Source organism: Staphylococcus sp. AtDRG32 (genome assembly GCF_004365845.1).
GTDB lineage: Bacteria > Bacillota > Bacilli > Staphylococcales > Staphylococcaceae > Staphylococcus > Staphylococcus hominis.
The window spans coordinates 549915-573877 of the sequence record NZ_SODE01000001.1 but is presented as its reverse complement, the minus strand read 5'-3'; the positions used below and the strand labels follow the sequence as shown (position 1 = coordinate 573877).

Annotated in this window: 22 protein-coding genes; 15 read left to right on the top strand and 7 right to left on the bottom strand. The window is 30.3% G+C overall.

All coding sequences use genetic code 11. From position 1 onward, the window contains the following. The first annotated feature begins 124 nt into the window (after positions 1–124). The 6 genes from BDW25_RS02745 (at position 125) to auxB (ending at position 5647) form a co-directional block, all read left to right on the top strand. Positions 125–664, top strand: coding sequence for a helix-turn-helix domain-containing protein (locus BDW25_RS02745; RefSeq protein ID WP_002448067.1), 540 nt, complete (start codon positions 125–127; stop codon positions 662–664). Between the two features lie 13 nt (positions 665–677). After that, positions 678–1772, top strand: a complete 1095-nt coding sequence (locus BDW25_RS02740; protein ID WP_064207512.1) for an ABC transporter ATP-binding protein — start codon at positions 678–680, stop codon at positions 1770–1772. Beyond that, the gene (locus tag BDW25_RS02735) at positions 1765–2568 is read left to right on the top strand and encodes an ABC transporter permease (RefSeq protein WP_002448200.1); all 804 of its coding nucleotides are present in this window, start codon (positions 1765–1767) and stop codon (positions 2566–2568) included. The genes BDW25_RS02740 and BDW25_RS02735 overlap by 8 nt, the downstream gene beginning before the upstream one ends. Before the next feature lie 5 nt (positions 2569–2573). Next, on the top strand, positions 2574–3383 hold the full coding sequence (locus tag BDW25_RS02730) for an ABC transporter permease (protein ID WP_133944777.1): 810 nt from the start codon (positions 2574–2576) through the stop codon (positions 3381–3383). After that, entirely contained in the window at positions 3380–4453 is a 1074-nt protein-coding gene (locus BDW25_RS02725; protein WP_049431733.1) for an ABC transporter substrate-binding protein, read from the top strand. Before BDW25_RS02730 ends, BDW25_RS02725 begins: the two co-directional genes overlap by 4 nt. Positions 4454–4525: 72 nt before the next feature. After that, the gene (auxB, locus tag BDW25_RS02720; RefSeq protein ID WP_133944775.1) at positions 4526–5647 is read left to right on the top strand and encodes a lipoteichoic acid stability factor AuxB; all 1122 of its coding nucleotides are present in this window, start codon (positions 4526–4528) and stop codon (positions 5645–5647) included. Between the two features lie 361 nt (positions 5648–6008). On the opposite strand, the gene BDW25_RS02715 is transcribed toward auxB, so the two are convergent. Further along, on the bottom strand, positions 6009–7355 hold the full coding sequence (locus BDW25_RS02715) for an Nramp family divalent metal transporter (RefSeq protein ID WP_002448215.1): 1347 nt from the start codon (positions 7353–7355) through the stop codon (positions 6009–6011). A 179-nt stretch (positions 7356–7534) separates the two neighbouring features. Further along, entirely contained in the window at positions 7535–8146 is a 612-nt protein-coding gene (locus tag BDW25_RS02710; protein WP_049431725.1) for a YktB family protein, read from the bottom strand. A 692-nt stretch (positions 8147–8838) separates the two neighbouring features. Here BDW25_RS02710 and BDW25_RS02700 point away from each other — a divergent pair. Beyond that, positions 8839–9654, top strand: a complete 816-nt coding sequence (locus BDW25_RS02700) for an inositol monophosphatase family protein (protein WP_049431722.1) — start codon at positions 8839–8841, stop codon at positions 9652–9654. A 68-nt stretch (positions 9655–9722) separates the two neighbouring features. Here BDW25_RS02700 and BDW25_RS02695 read toward each other — a convergent pair whose 3' ends face one another. After that, positions 9723–9914, bottom strand: coding sequence for a DUF5325 family protein (locus tag BDW25_RS02695; RefSeq protein ID WP_002448174.1), 192 nt, complete (start codon positions 9912–9914; stop codon positions 9723–9725). Positions 9915–10012: 98 nt separating this feature from the next. On the opposite strand from BDW25_RS02695, the gene typA reads away from it, so the two are divergent. Then, entirely contained in the window at positions 10013–11857 is a 1845-nt protein-coding gene (gene typA / locus BDW25_RS02690; protein WP_133944772.1) for a translational GTPase TypA, read from the top strand. 61 nt (positions 11858–11918) lie between these two features. On the opposite strand, the gene BDW25_RS02685 is transcribed toward typA, so the two are convergent. Then, positions 11919–12113: a DUF2197 domain-containing protein gene (locus BDW25_RS02685; protein ID WP_002449988.1), complete on the bottom strand. Its 195-nt coding sequence runs from the start codon at positions 12111–12113 to the stop codon at positions 11919–11921. Position 12114: 1 nt separating this feature from the next. Then, on the bottom strand, positions 12115–12600 hold the full coding sequence (locus tag BDW25_RS02680) for a hypothetical protein (RefSeq protein ID WP_002450004.1): 486 nt from the start codon (positions 12598–12600) through the stop codon (positions 12115–12117). Positions 12601–12738: 138 nt separating this feature from the next. On the opposite strand from BDW25_RS02680, the gene BDW25_RS02675 reads away from it, so the two are divergent. From BDW25_RS02675 to BDW25_RS02665, 3 genes are all read left to right on the top strand, one after another. Continuing rightward, positions 12739–13014, top strand: a complete 276-nt coding sequence (locus tag BDW25_RS02675) for an Fpa/YlaN family protein (RefSeq protein WP_002488709.1) — start codon at positions 12739–12741, stop codon at positions 13012–13014. A 245-nt stretch (positions 13015–13259) separates the two neighbouring features. After that, on the top strand, positions 13260–14492 hold the full coding sequence (gene ftsW, locus BDW25_RS02670; RefSeq protein ID WP_133944770.1) for a cell division peptidoglycan polymerase FtsW: 1233 nt from the start codon (positions 13260–13262) through the stop codon (positions 14490–14492). Positions 14493–14827: 335 nt separating this feature from the next. Continuing rightward, positions 14828–18277, top strand: a complete 3450-nt coding sequence (locus BDW25_RS02665) for a pyruvate carboxylase (protein ID WP_049431717.1) — start codon at positions 14828–14830, stop codon at positions 18275–18277. Between the two features lie 123 nt (positions 18278–18400). Here the strand turns inward: BDW25_RS02665 and BDW25_RS02660 are convergent, their stop codons facing one another. Beyond that, the gene (locus BDW25_RS02660; protein WP_049431714.1) at positions 18401–19321 is read right to left on the bottom strand and encodes a COX15/CtaA family protein; all 921 of its coding nucleotides are present in this window, start codon (positions 19319–19321) and stop codon (positions 18401–18403) included. A gap of 238 nt (positions 19322–19559) precedes the next feature. Between BDW25_RS02660 and cyoE the strand changes: the two genes are divergently transcribed. From cyoE to BDW25_RS02640, 4 genes are all read left to right on the top strand, one after another. Further along, complete coding sequence (gene cyoE / locus BDW25_RS02655) at positions 19560–20471, top strand: heme o synthase (RefSeq protein ID WP_002449983.1); 912 nt, start codon at positions 19560–19562, stop codon at positions 20469–20471. 29 nt (positions 20472–20500) lie between these two features. Next, a complete protein-coding gene (locus BDW25_RS02650; RefSeq protein WP_002450009.1) occupies positions 20501–20962 on the top strand; it encodes a DUF420 domain-containing protein in 462 nt (153 codons plus the stop codon). A 342-nt stretch (positions 20963–21304) separates the two neighbouring features. Further along, positions 21305–22366: a CAP-associated domain-containing protein gene (locus BDW25_RS02645; protein ID WP_002449976.1), complete on the top strand. Its 1062-nt coding sequence runs from the start codon at positions 21305–21307 to the stop codon at positions 22364–22366. Positions 22367–22384: 18 nt separating this feature from the next. After that, positions 22385–22819 (top strand): YlbF/YmcA family competence regulator, encoded by a 435-nt coding sequence (locus BDW25_RS02640; RefSeq protein WP_002449999.1) that lies wholly within the window; start codon positions 22385–22387, stop codon positions 22817–22819. Between the two features lie 175 nt (positions 22820–22994). On the opposite strand, the gene BDW25_RS02635 is transcribed toward BDW25_RS02640, so the two are convergent. Then, complete coding sequence (locus BDW25_RS02635) at positions 22995–23930, bottom strand: glycerophosphodiester phosphodiesterase family protein (RefSeq protein ID WP_049431710.1); 936 nt, start codon at positions 23928–23930, stop codon at positions 22995–22997. Positions 23931–23963: the final 33 nt, after the last annotated feature.

Sequence of the window (23963 nt, the reverse complement as noted above, 5' to 3'; positions counted from 1 at the left end):
AATTTAATCTCAATTTTTTAATATACCTATTGAATTTAAAGCTGTATTTTGTTATTTTTATTAAGCATTAAACAAAATGTTTGATAATAGTAAACAAGATACAGCTTTTTTTAGGTGGTTAGTTATGCAAATTGGATATAAATTAAAAAATTTAAGACGGCAAAAAAATCTTACTCAAGAAGAGTTAGCCGAACGAACTGATTTATCAAAAGGATATATATCACAAATTGAAAGTGAATATGCGTCTCCAAGTATGGAAACATTTTTAAGTATATTAGAAGTATTAGGTACTACACCAAGTGATTTTTTTAAGGAAAAAGCGAAAGAAAAAGTATTGTATAAAAAAAGTGAACGGACTATTTATGATGAATATGACAGAGGATATATTTTAAATTGGGTTGTACCCAGTTCAAATGAAAATGAAATGGAACCTCTTATAATAACAATTAAGCCTGGATCATCGTACAAATCTTTTGAACCTTCTGAATCTGATACCTTTATTTATTGTTTAGAGGGATGTGTAACACTTACGTTAGGTAAAGAGCGCTATCAAGCTTATGAGGGAGATGTATTTTATTTTAGAGCAAATGAATTACATCAATTACATAATAATTCAGAAAATGAAGTTAAAATTCTAATTGTAGCAACAGCATCATACTTATAAAGGAGGAAATGGATTGGAGTCACTATTATCTTTTAAAAAAGTTACTAAGAAATTTGATGATACAACAATATTAAATAATATGAACTTAGATATTGAATCGGGATATTTTTATACGTTGCTCGGTCCCTCAGGATGTGGTAAAACTACGATTTTAAAACTTATTGCAGGATTTGAACAACCTAATGAAGGTCAAATTATTTATAAAAATCAGTCTATCGAAAAATTACCTGCAAATAAACGTAGAGTAAATACAGTATTTCAAGATTATGCTTTATTTCCTCATTTAAATGTATATGAGAATATTGCTTTTGGTTTAAGACTAAAAAAGTTTTCTAAACAAGAGATTGATAAAGAAGTTAAAGAAGCATTAAAACTTGTTAAGTTAACAGGTTATGAACAACGTCATATTGATGAAATGAGTGGGGGACAAAAACAAAGAGTCGCTATTGCCAGAGCTATTGTAAATAAACCTGAAATTTTATTATTAGATGAATCTCTTTCGGCACTAGATTTAAAATTACGTACTGAAATGCAATATGAACTTCGTGAGTTACAAAAAAGATTAGGCATCACTTTTATTTTTGTTACTCATGATCAAGAAGAAGCATTGGCACTTAGTGATTATATTTTTGTGATGAAAGATGGTGAAATACAACAATTTGGTACACCAACAGATATTTATGATGAACCAGTGAATCGATTCGTGGCTGATTTTATTGGAGAATCTAATATTGTTGATGGCATAATGGTTAAAGATTTTGTAGTGAATATATATGGTCAGGATTTTGAATGTGTTGATGCTCGGATTCCATCTGGGAAAAAAATTGAAGTAGTGATTCGTCCAGAGGATATTTCTTTAGTTGAATCGACACAAGGTTTATTCACTGCAACTGTCGATTCAATGCTTTTTAGAGGTGTACATTACGAAATTTGTTGTATTGATGAAAAAGGGTATGAATGGGTTATTCAATCTACTAAAAAGACAACAATAGGAAGTCAGGTAGGTTTGTTTTTTGAACCTGAAGCTATTCATATTATGGTTCCTGGAGAAACTGAAGAAGAATTTGATAAACGTATTGAAAGTTATGAGGATATTGAACATGCGTAATTTAAATAAATTTCTCATCATTCCATATTTATTATGGATGATTATTTTTATTATTATTCCTGTGCTATTACTTGTATATTTTTCATTTATCGATATAAATGGTCACTTTAGTTTTACAAATTATCGACAAGTCTTTTCAATGAAATATTTAAAAATGATGTGGGATTCTATTTTTTATGCGGCACTTATAACAATCATTACACTAATTATAAGTTATCCTGCAGCCTATTTTATTAGATCTTCAAAATTCCAAAATATTTGGTTACTTATATTAATCATACCCACATGGATTAATTTATTGTTAAAAACGTATGCTTTTATTGGAATTTTAAGTCACGAAGGTATGATTAATAAAATGTTAGGTATAATGCATATTGGTCCACTAAACTTGTTGTTTACATCAGGTGCGTTTTTACTTGTTGCAAGTTATATTTATATACCATTTATGATTTTGCCTATTTTTAATAGCATGAAATCAATTCCTAATAATTTATTACAAGCTTCAAGTGATTTAGGTGCAAATACATTTACTACTTTTCGTAAAGTCATACTTCCTTTAACTAAAGAAGGTGTGATGACAGGTGTTCAAGTTACATTTATACCAGCACTATCATTATTTATGATTACTAGATTGATAGCTGGAAATAAAGTGATTAATATTGGTACATCTATTGAGGAACAATTTTTAGTTATTCAAAACTACGGAATGGGTTCGACAATAGCTATCTTTTTAATTGTATTTATGGCCTTTATCTTAATTATTACTAAATCTAAAGAAACAAATGGAAGAGGGTGAATTAAATGAAATGGTACGGGAAACTTTATATAGGAATATTACTTGTTATATTATACCTTCCTATTTTTTTCTTAATGTTTTATTCGTTTAATTCAGCTGGAAATATGGTACATTTTGAACATTTTACATTAGAACATTATCAATCGTTATTTCAAGATGATCATTTAATGTCTGTAATATTCAATACAATAGCAGTTGCATTGCTATCCGCAGCAGTATCTACTATTATAGGAACATTTGGAGCAATATCAATTTATTATTTGCGAAATAAGAAGTTTAAATTGACATTACTTACATTAAATAATGTACTAATGGTTTCATCTGATGTTGTCATAGGTGCCTCATTTTTAATTATGTTCACAGCTTTAGGACATATATTTGGATTAGGGTTAGGATTTGGAACAGTATTAGCATCGCATATTGCATTCTGTATACCTATAGTAGTCATTCTTGTGCTACCACAGCTATATGAAATGAATCATAATATGTTAAATGCAGCTCGTGATTTAGGCGCTACAGAATCTCAAGTACTCGGACGTATACTTTTACCAAACTTAATGCCTGCTATTATTGGTGGCTTTTTTATGGCACTTACCTATTCTCTAGATGATTTTACTGTAAGTTTTTTTGTGACAGGTAATGGATTTAGTGTCTTATCAGTAGAGGTGTATGCCATGGCTCGAAAAGGTATCAGTATGGAAATAAATGCTATTTCAACAATCTTATTTTTAGCTATTGTGCTAGGTATTATTGGATACCATGCACTTCAAAATATATTAAAACGTAGAAGTGCTAAAAGAGGTGCAATAGAATGAAACAATTTTTTCAGTTAATTATCGGTGCCATTGTAGTAGGATTGATATGTTTAGGAATAAGTCATTGGTTTAATTCTCAAGATCATACAAAAACTGGTAAAAAAGTTTATGTATATAACTGGGGGGAATACATTGATCCCGATTTAATAAAGAAATTTGAAAAAGAGACAGGTATACAAGTTGTTTATGAAACGTTTGATTCGAATGAAGCCATGGAAGCAAAAATTAAAAATGGTGGTACACATTATGATGTTGCATTTCCAAGTGAATATACTGTTCAAAAATTAAAAAGAGAACATTTATTAGAACCTTTAGATCATCAGAAAATACCTAATATTAAAAATTTGGATTCTGATTATATGAATATGGCTTATGATCCACATAATAACTATTCAATACCATATTTTTTTGGAACGGTAGGTATTCTATACAATAAAAAAGCGTATCCTAATGAACAATTTGATAGTTGGAACAATTTATATCAGTCTAAATACAAAAATGACATATTACTTGTTGACGGGGCTAGAGAAATTATAGGATTAGCTTTAAATAAATTGGGTTATAGTTTAAATGATTCCAATCCTGTTCATATTAAGCAAGCAGAACAAGACTTACAATCTCTTACCCCTCAAGTTAGAGGGGTAGTAGGTGATGAAATTACTATGATGCTTCAACAAAATGAAGGCCATATTGCTGTAGTATGGAGTGGTGTAGCAGCACCACTTGTTCAAGAGGGAGATACTTATGATTATGTGGTTCCTAAAGAAGGTTCGAATGTATGGTTTGATAATATGGTCATTCCTAAAACTGCTCAAAATAAAGAAGGCGCCTACCAATTTATTAACTTTTTATTAGATGCTAAAAATAATAAACAAAATACAGAATGGGTTGGGTATGCTACTCCGAATAAGGCAGCTAGAAATTTATTACCAAATAACATAAAAAACGATCATCGTTTTTATCCAACTCAAAAAGAACAAAAACGTTTAGAAGTTTATAAAGACTTAGGAGAGAAAACATTAGGAGAATATAATGAAAGCTTCTTGAATTTTAAAATGTCGTTAAAATAAGTGATAATTAGTAGTTATTTTCCTATAAATTAGATATAATAATTTGACAAGTCAATTAAGGAGTTGTAATAAATGTCAGGAGAACGATACACACAAATCAAACGACCTGTGAGCCGTTTAACTGAGAAACTTTTAGGTTGGATTAGTTGGATTTTCTTATTAATATTAACGGTTATTACAATGTTTATTGCACTCGTATCATTCAGTAATGATACATCAATTCAAAATCTTGAAAATTCCATGAATAATAATCAATTAATACAACAAATACTAGTTAACAATAGTCTAAATACGACTCAATTTGTTATATGGTTACAAAATGGAATTTGGGCAATTATCGTGTACTTTATCATTTGTTTATTAATTTCATTTTTAGCTTTGATTTCTATGAATATTAGAATTTTATCTGGAATATTGTTTTTAATTGCTTCCATTATTACTTTGCCTTTAGTGTTATTATTTATTACATTAATTATTCCAATCTTCTTCTTCATTACAGCGATTATGATGTTTGCAAGAAGAAGTAAAATAGAAACAGTTCCAGCATATGGTTCTACTTACGATTATCCCCCTTATTATAATCAAAGAGATGATTATGATGATAGATATTATTATGAAGAAGAACCTACTCAATATAATGATGAAGAAGAGTACATAGAACCACCTCGTAAGACTAAAAAATCAGAACGTCGTATTCGTCGTAAACCTTCAAGTGATTATAATGAAAGAGAACATGATTATGAAGATTATCATCATATTACTCAAAATAATGATGAGCAAGATTTTAATGAGGATATTGAGGAAGATAAATATAATCAATACCCTAAACGTGCTGTAACAAGTGAATATCAACAATCTTCAAATGAGGATGATACTTCTGGCGTGCTTTCAAGACAAAGAAAGTATAAATATAAATCAAAAAATAGTATGCCGAATGAAGTTAATGATGATGAAAATAATGTAGAAAAAGACTTATATATTGATAAGAAAGAACAAAAAGTACAACGTAAAAGAGAAAAAGCGGAATTACGTGCTAAGAAAAAAGAAAAACGTAAAGCTTATAATCAACGTATGAAAGAAAAAAGAAAGAATCAGCCAAGTGCTGTTAATCAACGTCGAATGAATTATGAAGAACGCAAACAAATTTTAAATAAAGAAGAAAACAAAGAGAAACACTCGGTTGATCAGGAATAATTGAAGGTTATTAGTTTTACGTGTAACTCCCAAGCAATTTGAATTGAATTGCTTGGGAGTTTATTTATCGTCAATAAAAATAAAATTGGATAAGTATGTAATAATAGAAAGATATAAATTAAAATAAAATGCATACATAATTGAAATGATATAATCGCAATAATTAGTTCTATTGGAGTATTTGTAAAACCTACATTAATTATTAAAAATTAAATCTATACTATTCATATTATGACATTGATATGAAAGTTTAATATAGTGTGGTTTGCAATGATATTATGGAAGTTATAATGAATTAAAAGAATACAGAGAAAAACTATTGTTAAGATATCATGTTCAATACCTTAACAATAGTTTTATTTTATGCAAAAAATTCTTTAAATGTTTCGATAATTAAATAAACATTAAGTAGGCTTAGAATAATAATTAAACTCCAAGAACAAAAGTTAATCCAGTTTTTATTATAAAAAGGGCCCATTAATTTTTTGTTGCTTGTTGCAAGTTGTAAAGGAATGAGTGAAAACGGTAAAGCGATACTTAAAAATACTTGAGAAAGTACTAAAAGTTGTTCCATTTTATTTTCATTACCTTTAAATACAATTAAACAAATTATAACAGGAATGACAGCTAAACCTCTAGTTATTAATCGTCTTAACCAATTTGGAATTGATAATCTTAAAAATCCTTCCATAACAATTTGACCTGAGAGTGTTCCAGTGATTGTAGAATTTTGTCCAGATGCAAGTAGTGCAATAGCGAATAATGTACTCATTATACTGCCAAGTACTGATCCTAGAAGCGGCTGAGTTTTAAGGGCATGATATAAATCATAAAATCCTCCTAATTTATCAGCATTAACACCATAAAATAGTGCAGCACCTAATATAAGTAACAAGCAATTTACTATAAAAGCGATGCTTAATTGTATATTAGAATCAATTGTTGCATATTTAATTGCTTGTGCCTTATCGTTCTCATTAGTTCTATCATATTTACGTGATTGTACAATCGAAGAATGTAAATAGAGATTGTGAGGCATAATTGTAGCACCAATAATCCCTAAAGCAATATACAGTACACTATGATTTGTAACGATATCCTTATGAGGAATAAACCCGTTAAGAATATTAATCACTTTAGGTGATGAAATAAATACTTCGAATAAGAAAATAATTAGAACAGTAAAAATTAATGTTCCGACAATCGCTTCGATTTTTCTGAAGCCAAATTTCATAATAAAGAGTAAAAGAAAAACATCTAAAACAGTTATAAGTGCACCTATAATTAAAGGAATATTAAACAATAAGTCTAGAGCTATTGCACTTCCGATAATTTCAGCAATATCTGTAGCGATAATAGCTAGTTCTGCTATTATCCAAAATATAATTGCTAACGGGCGATTTAAATAATGACGTGTCATTTGTGCTAAATCCATCTCTGTAGCAATACCTAATCTAACTGTCATACTTTGCAAAAGCATTGCAGCTAAACTAGAAACTAAAATAATAAAAAGAAGAATATAGCCAAATTGTGCTCCGCCTTGCATAGATGTAATCCAGTTACCTGGATCCATATATCCCACCGCTACTAATAATCCTGGACCTAAAAAAGCTAAAAATTTTTGGCTTGCACTTTTATTACTACTAAAGTCTACTGTATTATTAATTTCGTCTAAGCTACGTTGTTTTTTATTACTCATATGATTCATTCATAAACTCCTAAAATCTTTTTAATTATATTAACCTAAATATATTTTTAGGTCAACCTAAAAAAGTTGTAAAAAAGAATATTACTGAATTTAGATGGATCTTCAAGACAGTGAGTGATTACCAATAAAATAAAAAACACCTGAGATTTCTAGTAAAGTCCCAGGCCGAAGAATAGTATTTATTCATATAATTTTAAGAATTCATCAAATGTTTCTTTAATAAAAGCTAAAAATGTTTCATCTGATTTTAATTGTTCATCACTAGGAGCTAAAGTACGTGCTATAAAAAATTCTCCTTTTTTCACATTTTTAACACGATCAATAGCTTGATGTAAATCAGTATCACTTAAATCTTTGATATATTGTTTATCTTTTTTCATGTGATTTAAACTAATTTGATAATCATTTGGAAGTTGTTTTAATGCATTAAAATGTTTGTCAAAAACTTTAACACGTTCTTCTTTATTTTTTCCTTCATGCATTATTCCATACATGATAAATAATTGATCCCTAAAAAGGCCAATTTGGAAGTGGGGTAACATTTTATAACCACGTTTATTAGGTGCAAAAGCGACCCAGGTATCTATAGGAGGATTAACACTTCTACGCGCATGTTTAGCAACATGTGCATAAAATGTTTCTCCAGTTTGAGAAGTGAAATACTCACTAAAATAATCGCCTAACTGATGTAATTGAGGTCTAATATATTTATTTAAAGCTTCCATTCGTTCATCTAAACCCTCAACGTCAAATGCTTTAAAATCTTTAGGTGTAAATGTGTATTGTGTCATTGATCTTCCTCCTATTTTAATAGTATGTTGAGTTTATTGTAGCATATATTTCAAAGTTATAATGATAGAATAGTAATATACAATATAGATAGTTAATTTAAACTAAAAAGGTAGAGTCAGTACCTAGATGTTAGTCATTTAATTTTTAGGATTTTACCCCTCGTGGTTAGGAGAGTGTCATGAGATTAATAAAAGTAAAAGAAAAAAGACTATAATACAATACTAAAAATTTGGAAATGTTGTTTATAGATCCTGAAGATTTTAATAAAAGTTACGGTACAATTATACTTCAGTCACTGATTCAAGAAGATAAAATCCAATATGTAGATGTTTAATAAAGATAACCAACATGTATTGAAATTTTATATTAAAAATGGTTTTAAAGCATAGAGTGGATCTCAAAAAGACAACCAAAGCAGAGATTATCCGATTTTACATTTAAAATTAGCATAATGACCTTTTACTTATTTGTATTCCATAATCATAAGATGAATGTACATGTTTATTCGTATATTTTAAATGTTTTCAGTCTTTTATATCATGGATTTGATAGGTTTCCTTTATTGGCGACCTATTTTTATGCTTATAAACTCTTCATAAGAGTTTCATATATAGTGATGAAGGTATAAAATGATGTATAACAATTATAAAATTGATTTGATGTATAATAGTAAGCAACAGGAGATGATAGTATGTCGCTATATGATTTTGCTAAAGGTTTAGTTTTAGAAGCAGGAAATAAAGTTAGAATAATGATGAAGGAAGAATTAAATATTGAAACAAAATCAAATCCGAATGACTTAGTTACCAATGTTGATAAAGCTACTGAAAATTATATATATGATGCAATAACCCATAGTTATCCAGAACATCGTGTTATTGGAGAAGAAGGACATGGTCATGATTTAACTCATGTTGAAGGTGTCGTATGGGTAGTGGATCCAATTGATGGCACATTAAACTTTGTACATCAAAAAGAAAATTTTGCTATCTCAATTGGTATCTACCGAAATGGTAAACCATACGCTGGCTTTGTATATGATGTAATGAAAGATGTTTTATATCATGCCAAGGTAGGTGAGGGTGCATTTGAAAATAAACATCCATTATCTACGATTGAATCTACCACCCTAAAGAAAAGCTTAATTGGTATCAATCCAAATTGGGTAACCAAACCTAAAATGGGCCCTATATTTCAAGATATAGTAAATGATGCAAGAAGTTGTAGAGCATATGGTAGTGCAGCTTTAGAAATTATAAGTGTAGCTAAAGGACAATTGGCTGCTTATATCACACCTAGATTACAGCCTTGGGACTTTGCTGGTGGTCTTATTGTATTAAATGAAGTTGGAGGCGTAGCTAGCAACTTATTAGGTGAACCATTAAATATTTCAAGTGCGAATTCAGTACTAGTAGGAAATTCAAATATTCATAAAGAAATATTAGAAAATTATCTAGCGCCTAATACGACTACTTTAATAGAATTACATCAACGCTTTAAAAAATAAAAAATCTGATTTCAATAAAAAAAGCTTGAGACAAAAATATCTCAAGCTTTATATATCTTAATGGTTGATTATAGCCAATTGTTTTCACGATACTTTTTCTTAAGCGTAAATCCGGCGCCAAACGTTGCAATGAAAAGTATAAATGTTAAAATCATCATTGGAATACTTCCGGCACCCACGCTAAAACTAAAGAGCACTAAAAATATAACTGCTACAATAGAAAGTATCCAGAATATACCTTTAGATTTTGGTTTTTCCATCCCCATCCCCACCTTTTAGTTATCTTTTGTTAATATTATGATATAATAAAAAAGTTGCAATTAAAAGTGGGAATTTACTTAAGAAAGGATATTATAAAATGACTAATAGAAGAGAAGATGTTCGTAATATTGCAATTATTGCTCACGTCGACCATGGTAAAACAACACTAGTTGACGAATTACTTAAACAATCTGGAATCTTCAGAGAAAATGAGCATGTTGATGAAAGAGCAATGGACTCTAATGACTTAGAAAGAGAACGTGGTATTACAATTCTTGCTAAAAATACTGCGATAAATTATAAAGGTACAAGAATTAACATCTTAGATACACCAGGACATGCTGACTTTGGTGGTGAAGTTGAACGTATTATGAAAATGGTAGATGGTGTTGTACTTGTTGTAGATGCCTATGAAGGTACTATGCCACAAACACGTTTCGTACTAAAAAAAGCATTAGAACAAAATTTAAAACCTGTTGTAGTAGTTAATAAAATTGATAAACCGTCTGCTAGACCAGAAGCAGTAGTAGATGAAGTATTAGATTTATTTATTGAACTTGAAGCAAATGATGAACAACTTGATTTCCCAGTTGTTTATGCATCAGCTGTAAATGGAACAGCGAGTGTTGATCCTGAAAAACAAGATGAAAACATGCAGTCTTTATATGAAACAATTCTTGATTACGTGCCTGCTCCAATTGATAACAGTGATGAACCACTACAATTCCAAGTAGCATTATTAGACTATAATGATTACGTTGGTCGTATTGGTATTGGCCGTGTATTTAGAGGTAAAATGCGTGTTGGAGATAACGTATCGCTTATTAAATTAGATGGTACAGTGAAAAACTTCCGTGTAACAAAAATCTTTGGTTTCTTTGGTTTAAAACGTGAAGAAATTGAAGAAGCACAAGCGGGAGATTTAATTGCTGTATCAGGAATGGAAGATATCAACGTAGGTGAAACAGTTACACCGCATGATCATCAAGAAGCGTTACCAGTATTGCGTATTGATGAACCTACACTTGAAATGACATTTAAAGTAAATAATTCACCATTTGCTGGTCGTGAAGGTGATTTTGTAACTGCTCGTCAAATCCAAGAACGTTTAGATCAACAGCTTGAAACAGATGTATCTTTAAAAGTTACACCAACAGATTCTCCAGATACGTGGGTTGTAGCTGGCCGTGGAGAGTTGCACTTATCTATTTTAATTGAGAATATGAGACGTGAAGGATTTGAACTTCAAGTTTCTAAACCTCAAGTTATTTTACGCGAAATTGATGGTGTATTAAGTGAACCATTTGAACGTGTTCAATGTGAAGTTCCATCTGAAAATGCTGGAGCAGTGATTGAATCACTTGGTGCGCGTAAAGGTGAAATGTTAGACATGTTAACAACTGATAATGGATTAACACGTTTAATCTTTATGGTACCTGCACGTGGTATGATTGGATACACAACTGAATTTATGTCTATGACACGTGGTTATGGCATTATTAATCATACATTTGAAGAATTTAGACCTCGTGTTAAAGCACAAATTGGTGGTCGTCGTAATGGTGCATTAATTTCAATGGATCAAGGACAAGCAACAGCTTATGCCATCATTGGTCTAGAGGACAGAGGTGTAAACTTCATGGAACCAGGTACTGAAGTTTATGAAGGCATGATTGTAGGAGAACATAATCGTGAAAATGACTTAACAGTTAATATTACTAAAGCTAAACATCAAACTAACGTACGTTCAGCAACAAAAGATCAAACTCAAACAATGAATCGTCCAAGAATTTTAACGTTAGAAGAAGCATTAGAATATATTAATGATGATGAATTGGTTGAAGTAACGCCTCAAAGCATCCGTTTAAGAAAAAAAATATTAAATAAAGCTGCACGTGAAAAAGAAGCGAAACGTGTAAAACAAATGATGCAAGATCAATAAAACTAATAAAAAGACGCAACATCAAATTTGATGTTGCGTCTTTTTATTATTGAAAAGTATACTATAAGTTTTCATTTGGAAAATGGAGATTAAATTTACGATTTTCATTTGGTCGTTGTCTAGGTGTGTCTAATCGACTTTTACAGTCACTACACATGAATGTTTTAATTGGATTATTACGTAGACGTTTAGCTTCAACTGTACGTTCATCAATTAAGACCTTAGTATCACAAATAATACATTGTACTTCTCGCAACTTAAATCACCTCAATACGAGTTACATATTTAAAGTTATATGAATAGGCGTTCTCCTCGGGGTTATAAACAAAGCTATCTACTGAATTATCATCGTACAATCTCTTACCATCTTTAGCAAATTGGAAAAAAAGATAAGGTAATAATTCTAATGGGATTTCAATTGAAGATGTATCATTTGAAAGTTTAATTGTAGTTGCACTTTCTAAAGGCTCTGCATTTTTAAAAAATGGTGTCATATTTATTGCAAATGAATCTTCTAATACAGCACGTTTACGATACTTAATTTCAGAGTTTAAAGTAGGAGGATTGGTTTGTCCTTCTAATATCGCTCTATTCCATTCGCGGTTATCTTCAAATTTAATAGGTTTAGTTCCTTCAAAAATACCGTTTTCAATATCCTCTATTTTTACTTTTCTATCATCAAAAATCCATGTTGTACTATCTAAAGTAATAGGAAATTTGACATCTCCTTTAATTTGAATCATCTTGCCCACTCCCTAGTTTCAATCTAACTATTATTTTATCATATTTAGATTGAAGGGTTTATTGAATAAACTTGCTTTTTAAAAGGTAGTAGGATAAACTTCTGATATGAAGATATTTAATGATAGGGGGAGAATGTGATGCCGAAGCAAATGAACATAAATAGTGAAGCTTATGAGCAATTAAATCAAGATGCTGACCGAATCTTGCATTTAATTAAGGTTCAAATGGATAATTTAACTATGCCATCTTGCCCACTATATGAAGAGGTTCTCGACACACAAATGTTTGGTTTACAAAAAGAAGTAGACTTTGCTGTGAAACTTGGTTTAGTTGATAAAGAAGAAGGTAAAAGTTTAATGCTTCGTTTAGAAAAAGAATTATCTAAATTGCATGAAGCATTCACAAACGTATAACTCTAAGTCTAATGCTTTTAATATGAAAGTGTTATAATGAGCAAGAATTAATATATGTAATAAATTTATGATAGTGACTGAAATGTTATGTAAATAATATTTTCAGTCCTTTTATTTTATTTTTTATATTTATGTTTGTTAATTAATAATTACAAAGTATATAATAGTTTAGACAGAATTTAATTTGATAAATCGTTTTAATGAGCATATATAGTTTAAATTTTTAGAATTGGATGATCTTTTTTATGAATAATTTAAAAAATATATTTCGATACATAGGTAGAACCTCTAAGTTTATCGATTATCCATTATTAATTTCATATGTTATTTTGTGTTTTATAGGTTTAGTGATGGTTTACAGTGCCAGTATGGTGGCAGCTACTAAAGGGACATTAACAGGTGGCATTGAGGTTTCAGGTACATATTTTTATAACAGACAATTAATTTATGTTATCATGAGTTTTATTATTGTCTTTTTTATTTCATTTATGATGAATATAAAAGTTTTTAAACAATCAAAAATTCAACAGTGGATTATGATTATCATCTGTGTCCTTTTAATTTTAACATTATTGGTAGGTAAAAATATCAATGGTTCAAAAAGTTGGATAGACTTAGGATTTATGAATCTACAAGCTTCAGAGTTACTAAAAATTGCTTTAATTCTTTATATTTCTTATGTATTAAGTAAAAAATTACCACAGTTAAGAGGTAATTTAAAAATTATCAAAGGACCAGTTATTTTAATTATCCTTTGTTTAGGTTTAGTACTTTTACAAGGAGATATTGGACAAACATTATTAACATTAATTATTATATTATCAATGTTTTTATTTGTAGGTATAGGTGTTAAGAAAATAGTAAAAGGACCTATATTATATATTATTCTTGGATTTATTCTTATTGCTGGGTTCTTTATTTTCACCGGAATGATGCCAGAATATTTAAAGGCACGTTTTAGTACAATTTACGATCCTTTTAGTTCTTCTTCAGGAACTGGGTATCATTTATCCAATTCATTAATGGCAATCGGAAATGGAGGATTATTTGGTCGAGGATTAGGTAATGGAATCATGAAACTTGGCTATCTTCCAGAAGCGCATACAGATTTTATTTTCGCAGTAATTTGTGAAGAATTGGGACTGGTCGGTGCCTTATTAGTAATTGGATTATTATTTTTTATTGTATTCCGTGCATTTGTATTAGCCACTAAAACATCTTCATATTTTTATAAATTAATATGTGTTGGTGTAGCGAGTTATATTGGTAGTCAAACGTTCGTAAATTTAGGGGGTATATCAGCCACGATTCCTCTTACAGGGGTGCCTCTTCCATTTATAAGTTTTGGTGGTTCGTCTATGATCAGTTTAAGTATTGCTATGGGATTATTATTGTTAGTAGCAAGACAAATTAAAGTTGAAGAAAAAAGAACGATAAAAAATAAAAAATCCAAAGTGGATATTCCTAGACAATATTAAAATCACTTAATTATAGGTGTAAATATGTAACTAACATTATTGAGAGTGGAAGCGAGTATTAAAAAATTTGCTTCCACTCTTTTTACATTTATGTGACAAGTTAAAGGATTACTAGTCTAGAGTAGCGTCTTCAAATTATAAATGATAATATAAAGTTATTAAGTATAATAAATATTAATGATTACATTTTAAAATAGTGATTAAGCTAACCTATTTACTATATTTTCATTTTATAAATTGTATGTAAAAAAGTAATAGCTTTCTCATTTATTTTAAGATAAAATTTTATTATCTAATTAGTTAGAATATTCAAATTATAAAGGGGTGTTTCTTCTTTGAATCATATAAAAAAATTATTAGTAGCCAATCGTGGTGAAATTGCAATTAGAATTTTTAGAGCAGCAACGGAATTAAATATTCAAACAGTAGCAATTTATTCAAATGAAGACAAAAATTCATTACATAGATATAAAGCCGATGAATCATATTTAGTGGGAAAAGATTTAGGACCTGCCGAAAGTTATTTAAATATTGAACGCATTATTGAAGTAGCAAAACGTGCGAATGTAGATGCAATACATCCAGGTTATGGCTTTTTAAGTGAAAATGAAGAATTTGCAAGACGTTGTAATGAAGAAGGCATAACATTTATTGGCCCGCACCTAGACCATTTAGATATGTTTGGTGATAAAGTAAAAGCAAGAACAACTGCAATTAAAGCAAATTTACCAGTTATACCAGGAACAGATGGACCAATTGAAAATTTTGATGCAGCAAAGGCATTTGCTAAAGAAGCAGGGTTCCCTCTGATGATTAAAGCCACAAGTGGTGGTGGTGGGAAAGGTATGCGTATTGTTCGCGAAGAAAGTGAATTAGAAGATGCGTTTCATCGTGCGAAATCTGAAGCACAAAAATCATTTGGTAATAGTGAAGTATATATCGAAAGATACATCGATAATCCAAAACATATTGAAGTTCAAGTTATTGGCGATGAATATGGTAATATTGTTCATCTATATGAGCGTGATTGTTCTGTACAACGTCGTCATCAAAAAGTAGTTGAGGTAGCACCATCTGTAGGTTTACCTGATGAATTAAGAGAACGTATTTGTCAATCTGCATTACAATTAATGAAAAATATCAAATATGTTAATGCTGGAACAGTGGAATTTTTAGTATCTGGGGATGAATTCTTTTTCATTGAAGTCAATCCGCGTGTTCAGGTAGAGCATACGATTACAGAAATGATTACAGGAATTGATATAGTTAAAACTCAAATTTTAGTGGCAGATGGAGCAAGCCTATTTGACGAACGTATCGCTTTACCTCCTCAAGAAGAAATCCAAACACTTGGTTATGCTATTCAATGTCGTATCACTACTGAAGATCCTACAAATGATTTTATGCCAGATTCTGGTACGATTATTGCTTATCGTTCAAGTGGTGGTTTTGGTGTACGTTTAGACGCAGGAGATGGCTTCCAAGGCGCTGAAATTTCACCTTACTATGACTCACTATTAGTGAAATTATCTACTCATGCCATTACTTTTAAACAAGCTGAAGAAAAAATGGAACGCTCTTTACGAGAAATGCGTATTCGTGGTGTGAAAACAAATATCCCATTTTTAGTTAATGTCATGCGTAATGAAAAATTCCGAAGTGGAGATTATACAACAAAATTTATTGAAGAAACACCGGAATTATTCGATATTGCACCTACATTAGACCGTGGTACTAAAACATTAGAATACATTGGGAATGTAACCATTAATGGTTTTCCGAATGTCGAAAAACGTACGAAGCCAGACTATGAGTCAACTTCGATTCCGCAAGTTTCAAAAAAGAAAATTCAAAGTCTATATGGTACAAAACAATTACTAGATGAAAAAGGGCCTAGTGGAGTTGCGGATTGGGTTAAAGCACAAGATGATGTTTTAATTACTGATACGACATTCCGTGATGCGCACCAATCTTTACTTGCTACGCGTGTACGTACAAAAGATATGTTAAATATAGCTTCTAAAACTGCTGAAGTATTTAAAGATAGTTTTTCTTTAGAAATGTGGGGTGGCGCTACTTTTGATGTAGCATACAACTTCTTAAAAGAAAATCCTTGGGAGCGTTTAGAAAAACTTAGAAAAGCGATTCCAAATGTATTATTCCAAATGTTATTAAGAGCTTCAAATGCTGTGGGTTATAAGAATTATCCTGATAACGTAATTCAAAAATTTGTAGATGAAAGTGCTAAAGCAGGTGTAGATGTTTTCCGTATTTTCGACTCATTAAACTGGGTAGATCAAATGAAAGTGGCAAATGAAGCGGTACAAAAAGCAGGTAAAATTTCGGAGGGTACTATTTGTTACACAGGTGATATTTTAAACCCAGAACGTTCAAATGTGTTCACTTTAGATTACTATGTTAAATTAGCTAAAGAATTAGAACGTGAAGGTTTCCATATTTTAGCAATTAAAGATATGGCTGGCTTATTAAAACCTAGAGCAGCATATGAACTGGTTGGAGAATTAAAAGCTGCAGTTAATTTACCAATACATCTACATACACATGATACAAGTGGAAATGGTTTATTAATCTACAAACAAGCCATCGATGCTGGTGTAGATATTATCGATACAGCTATTGCATCGATGAGTGGCTTAACAAGTCAACCAAGTGTGAACTCTTTATATTATGCATTAGATGGATTTAAACGAAATATGCGTACAGATATTCAAGGTTTAGAAGAATTAAGTCACTATTGGAGTACTGTTCGTCCATACTACGTTGACTTTGAAAGTGATATTAAGTCACCTAATACAGAAATTTATCAACATGAAATGCCAGGTGGTCAATACTCTAATTTAAGTCAACAAGCTAAAAGTTTAGGTCTTGGTGAACGTTTTAATGAGGTCAAAGATATGTATCGTCGTGTTAATTTCTTGTTTGGAGATATCGTTAAAGTGACACCATCTTCAAAAGTGGTAGGAGATATGGCGTTATATATGGTACAAAATGATTTAGATGAACAATCGATTATTGAACAAGGTTATAAATTAGATTTTCCTGAATCAGTAGTGTCATACTTTAAAGGTGAGATTGGTCAACCAGTAAATGGCTTTAATAAACAATTACAAGATATTATTTTAAAAGGTCAACAACCGCTAACTGAACGTCCAGGAGAATATTTAAAACCAGTAGATTTTGATGAGATACGAGAACAATTACAAGATAAAAATTATGGTGAAGTGACTGAGCAAGATATTATAAGTTATGTACTTTATCCAAAAGTATTTGATCAATTTATTCAAACTAGACAACAATATGGTAACTTATCATTACTTGATACACCGACATTCTTCTTTGGTATGCGTAACGGGGAGACTGTAGAGATTGAAATTGAAAACGGAAAACGTTTAATTATTAAACTTGAAACAATTAGCGAAGCAGATGAAAATGGTAACCGAACAATTTATTACGTGATGAATGGTCAAGCACGTCGTATTACGATTAAAGATGAAAACATAAAAACAAATGCGAATGTAAAACCTAAAGCAGATAAAACAAATCCAAATCATATAGGAGCTCAAATGCCAGGAAGTGTGACTGAAGTTAAAGTTTCAGTAGGTGATGAGGTTAAAGTAAATCAACCACTATTAATTACCGAAGCAATGAAAATGGAAACAACAATTCAAGCTCCGTTTAATGGAGTGATTAAAAAAGTTACTGTTGGAAATGGTGATGCTATTGCAACGGGAGATTTATTAATCGAAATTGAAAAATCTGAGTAGGTATTAAAAAGTTTAAAAGCATAAGATAGAAAGTTAAATGACATTCTATCTTATGCTTTTTTGCATAAAAAACACGTTAGAGATTATATGTTCTACAATAACTCTAACGTGTCTTTTAAAACTTTATTTAATTTTTGTATTTTCACTTCTAATTGAACGAAGCATGAGTAAAATAAAGTAAGCGATTAAGCCAAAAAGTATAGTAATACAAAGTGCATGTAGCAATGCAACAATTAAATTAACATGTGTCATTACAGACAATGCGCCCGTAATCACTTGTAAAATAATTAAAATAAATGCGGCAGTATAACCATATCTAATTGTACGGTTCTCAGAATAATTTTTGATGGCATGAATAAATGTGATCATAATCCAACAAAAAGTGATAAGTGCCATACCGCGATGTGCAAATTGTACCCAATCTTGCTCAGTATGGGGTACTAAATCATTAAACGGTAATGGCCAGCTTCCATATGCTAAACTTGCTTTAGCATGGCGAACCAAAGCACCAGTATAAATAGCGACATAAACAACGCCCGTCATAATCCAAGTAAGATTGCGCAATGGTTTTTTTATAAATAATTCATCAGCCTCATATTTTTTATCCACTTCAAAAATAATAAGCATTAATACGAATACAGAAGAAAAACTAATTAATGAAATCCCAAAATGTAAAGCTAAGACATAAGAATTTTGTTGCCAAATAACAGCTGCTGCACCAATCAAGGCTTGAATTAATAGAAAAGCAACACTAATAATTGCTAAAGGTTTAACCTCTTTAATGTATCCTATATTTTTCCAAGCTGTGATGGCCAACCATAACACAACAATTAATGATAAACCTGATACAGCTCGGTGACTCAATTCAATGATTGTAGCAATTGGCAAATTCTGAGGTAATAAAGCACCGTGACATAAAGGCCATGAAGCACCACAGCCATCTTCAGAGCCCGTCTTAGTTACTAAGGCGCCCCCAAGTTGTACCATTGCCATAATAATTGTTGCTACGATTGATAACCATTTAAGGTTTCGTTTGTTAAACAAGTTTAAACACCCCGCCATTAATTTAAAATATTTTGTAATATGATATCCATTTATGCTCTGATTTTAATATAAAAGATATAATTATAAATATTACCACTATTATACTACAATAATTAAAGACAAAAAATTAGTGAAACAGAAAGTCGTTAAAGTGTCACAATTTAAATAAATATAACCTAGCCTTTTATAAGTAATTATTATATCATAATACTATATGAAAATTTTAAGGAGGGGAACCATGAGTAAAGAACACACTTTATCACAGCCGTCAAGTAGAGTGTCTTTTAAAGAACTACAACAAATTATTAAAATGGGCTTGGTACAGGGTAACTTAATTCCTGCTTTTGCAGGCGCTTGGTTAGCTATTGTAATGACAAATCATTCCTTCCTATCGTCAATACCTCAAATCCTATTAATGTTGATAGGTTCGACATTAATTATGGGTGGTGCTTGTGCATTAAATAATTATTATGATCAAGATATTGATAAAATTATGCCAAGTAAACAAAGTAGACCAACAGTAAACGATAGAATTTCTGATAAACATTTATTGATGTTAAGTTTTGGTATGATGTTAGTAGGAGAAGCATGTCTATTCTTATTAAATGTGCCATCAGGTGTTTTAGGACTTTTTGGTATAGTAGGATATGTATCATATTATTCAATCTGGTCTAAAAGACATACGACTTGGAATACAGTAGTAGGAAGTTTTCCAGGCGCTGTACCACCTTTAATTGGATGGACAGCTATTGATGGACAAATCAGTCTTGTAGCTTTTGCTTTATTTTTAGTTGTCTTTTGTTGGCAACCTATTCATTTCTATGCTCTAGCTATTAAACGTAGTGATGAATACTCATTAGCAAATATTCCTATGTTACCTTCAGTAAAAGGTTTTAAACGTACAAGAATAAGTATGTTTATTTGGTTAGTATTATTATTACCATTACCTTTCCTATTATCTAGTTTAGGCACTACGTTTGTTGTATTAGCAACTTTATTAAATTTTGGATGGATTTTTATAGGTTTAACAACATTTAAGAAAAATACCGATCAAACTAAGTGGGCAACAAAAATGTTTATCTATTCACTAAATTATCTAGTAGTATTCTTTGCATTAGTCGTTGTCATCTCTTTAATAAAAATGATTTAAAATATCTAAGTTAAATAAGGATGGAACATATGAGTTTACCAATTCTACCAACTATTAGTACAAGCTGTATCGTAATTAGTGCTATTTTAGTAGCGATAGGATGGTGGCAAATTGCTCATCGTCATGTTAATACTCACAAAAAAGTTATGTTATGGGCAGCATTTTTCGCATTAACGTTTTTTATTATTTACTCAACTCGAACGATATTTATAGGTAATACAGATTTTGGTGGTCCAGATTCTGTTAGAACATATTATAAGATATTCTTAATCTTCCACGTTAATCTTGCTACGATTGGTGGCGTATTAGGATTAGTTCAAATTATTACTGCATTTAAAGATAAATTTAAATGGCATAGAAGAATCGGACCTGTCGCTTCAATTATATGGTTCTTTACTGGCATTACAGGTGTGGCAGTATACTTATTATTATATGTAATTTATCCAGGTGGAGAAACTACATCGTTGATTAAAGCCACACTAGGTTTATAACAATATTGAATAATTTTAAAGAATAGCCTGGGACATAATGAGTTGTCTCAGGTATTTTTAATATTTGGGTAGTCGATGATCAAATTGTTAAGGAGGACGACGAATTCAAAATGAATTCTGATTCACTTCCTTTTTTATCATGAAATAACAACAGTGGATTCTATATTGATATGATCAAATTGTTTAGTATAAGCTATGTCTTAATATTAATTGTTTATTTTATTTGTAAATAGGTATAATGTAGTTTAATTAATAAATTTGGAGTTTAGAAAAAATGAATGACTTGATTGTTAAAATAGTTATTTTGTACAATATATGTAATTCTAAAGAGGTGGGGGAGTAATGACTAAGTTAGTAATTAAAGTTTTAGGAATCGTATTTTTAATTACATTTCTAATTTATTTATTTTACTCACCAAGATTAAAATTTGATGTCCTTGAAAATCCTAATAACAACAATAAAATAAGTCATTCAAATCAAGAATCACATTCCGTGAAAAAACAGACTGAAAATCCTGCTCCCAAAAATGGGATAGGTACTTGGATAGGTAAAGATATTAATTATCTTACAAATAAATATGGACAAGCAAATCGTACATACCCTGTTAAAGGCGGATATACTGATTATATATTTAAGAGAAAGCAACAATATTATATTGTCACTACAAAACATGACGAAATTAAATCTGTTTATGCTACTGGAGAAAAAGCTCAAACCGAATCATTAAAAATCAATGAAAATGCTTCACATATATTTGAAAAAACTAGTATTAATCCTGACCCCTCTTTTAAAGTGAATGGAAAACAATATAATTTTGAGTTATCAGATGAAGATATTAAAACTCAAACTCTAATTAAATATGGTAATGTTTATGCTCAAGTTTATGTAGATCAACAATCAAATCGAATTATGGGTATTCGATATCTAGATAAAGAACTATTAGCATTTATAAAACCGTATCAATTAACAGATGAAGAAGATATATCAGATGATAAATTTAATAATGACAGAAATAATAAAAATTCATTACCATATGAACAAAACCCAAATCAATTGATAACACTCTATGAAATTACTAATCAAATGAGAGATTTAAAACATATTCCACCATTGAAAGTAAATTCAGACATATCACACATTGCTTCAGCAAACTTATATGAAGCAACTGGTACAGAAGATGTTGAATTTACAGAAGGTGCACTTAAGAGCCAACTTGATAACGAAAATATTGATTTTATAGCTACAAGTCAAAATGTGGGTTATGATTTCAATGATGTGCCTACATTAATTCATAGTTGGATGAATTCGGATATACACCGTTCAAGAATGTTAAATAAAAAGTATAATGAAATGGGTGGAGAAGTAATGAGAAATTATTATTCACTTATTTTTGTACAAAAATAGGTTGTGAGGTGACCGATAATGTATACAGAGGAAACATTATCAATTTTAGATGAAATTGAAGATTTATCAGACATGATTGTACAATCAAAAGTGTATTTTAATTATAGAGAAGCTCAAAAAAAACTTAAACAAGATGATGAAGCACATTTATTGTATCAAGCTTTTTTAAAATCAAAAGAACGTTATGATGAAGTGATGCGCTTTGGTAGATATCACCCAGATTATCAAAATGTCATGTTAGATACACGTCGACGTAAGCGAGCTTATGAAATGTTGCCTAATGTAATGGATTACAAATCTAAAGAAGTACAATTACAAAATTTAATAGATGAAGTGTTGACTAAAATCGCATTATCTGTGTCAGAAAATGTAAAGATTGAAGTGGGTAATCCATTTTTTAAAACAGATTCTAAAGGTTGCGCCTCAGGAGGCACATGTAATTGTAGTTTATAATTAAGAATAAAAATCTAGTAAATCAGAGGTTGAGTTGCAAAATTAGATGTAAGTATATTTTTATTTTAGTTATTGATGATTAATATATTAAAAGAATCTGAGACAATGATGATATATGTCTCAGATTCTTTTATGCATATAGTTTAATTTTATATAATATATAAAATAAGTGTATTTAACTTAAGGTATGCTGTTTTAGTAGTGATTTAAATTGTTTACCTAAATCAGGACGGTCAGTAACAATGGTGTGAACACCTTTTTGATACAAATCATACATTAAGTCAACACTATTAATGCCATAATAACCTGGCACAATATTTAATAAGTTAAGCCATTGAATAAAATGAGTTGATGATAATGGGATACCTTTGAATTTTATAGGCATTTGAAATGTGTCAGCATGAGGATGATAATGATAGCCTAGTCCTAAAATAAACTTAATCACACCTTCAGTCACTTCATGTTGACTTGCGCCAGTAGCGATTTCTCCATTGCTTATTGCTCTAAAACGTTCATTTTGTTCTTTATGAAAACTCGTTACAAGTACACGTTTCTCAGCATGATGATGCTTTATAATATCATACATTTTTTTAGGCGCAATAGATCCTTCATAACTACTTGGAGCATCTTTTAAATCTACATTGATATATTTGCTAGGGTACATTTCTAAAAGTTCATCGAAAGTTAAAATTCTAGCTTGTTGATGCCCTCTGTAAATATGTCGACCATTGATATCAGTAAAATGAAATCCTGCATCTAATTTTTTTAATTCTTTTAGTGTGTAATCACATACTTTTCCTGAACCATTAGTAGTACGGTCGACTGTAGCGTCGTGAAAAACAATCAATTCTTCATCTTTAGTTAGTCTCACATCTGTTTCAAAGCCATCTAAACCATAATCAACAGCATTATCGAAAGCTAATTGTGTTTGTTCTGGTCGAACTGACATTCCACCTCTATGTGCAAAAATATAAGGTGCTGGTCCATTAAAAAAGTAAGGTATGTCTTTAAGCATGTTAGGCTTTTGATTTCTTTTTAAAAGTAATAAACTGCTTAGTATACCCATACTAGTGATACCCAAATTAAAAAAATTCTTCTTAATGTGTTTCAAGGTATAACCTCCTAAAGTTCATTTAAAATTAAT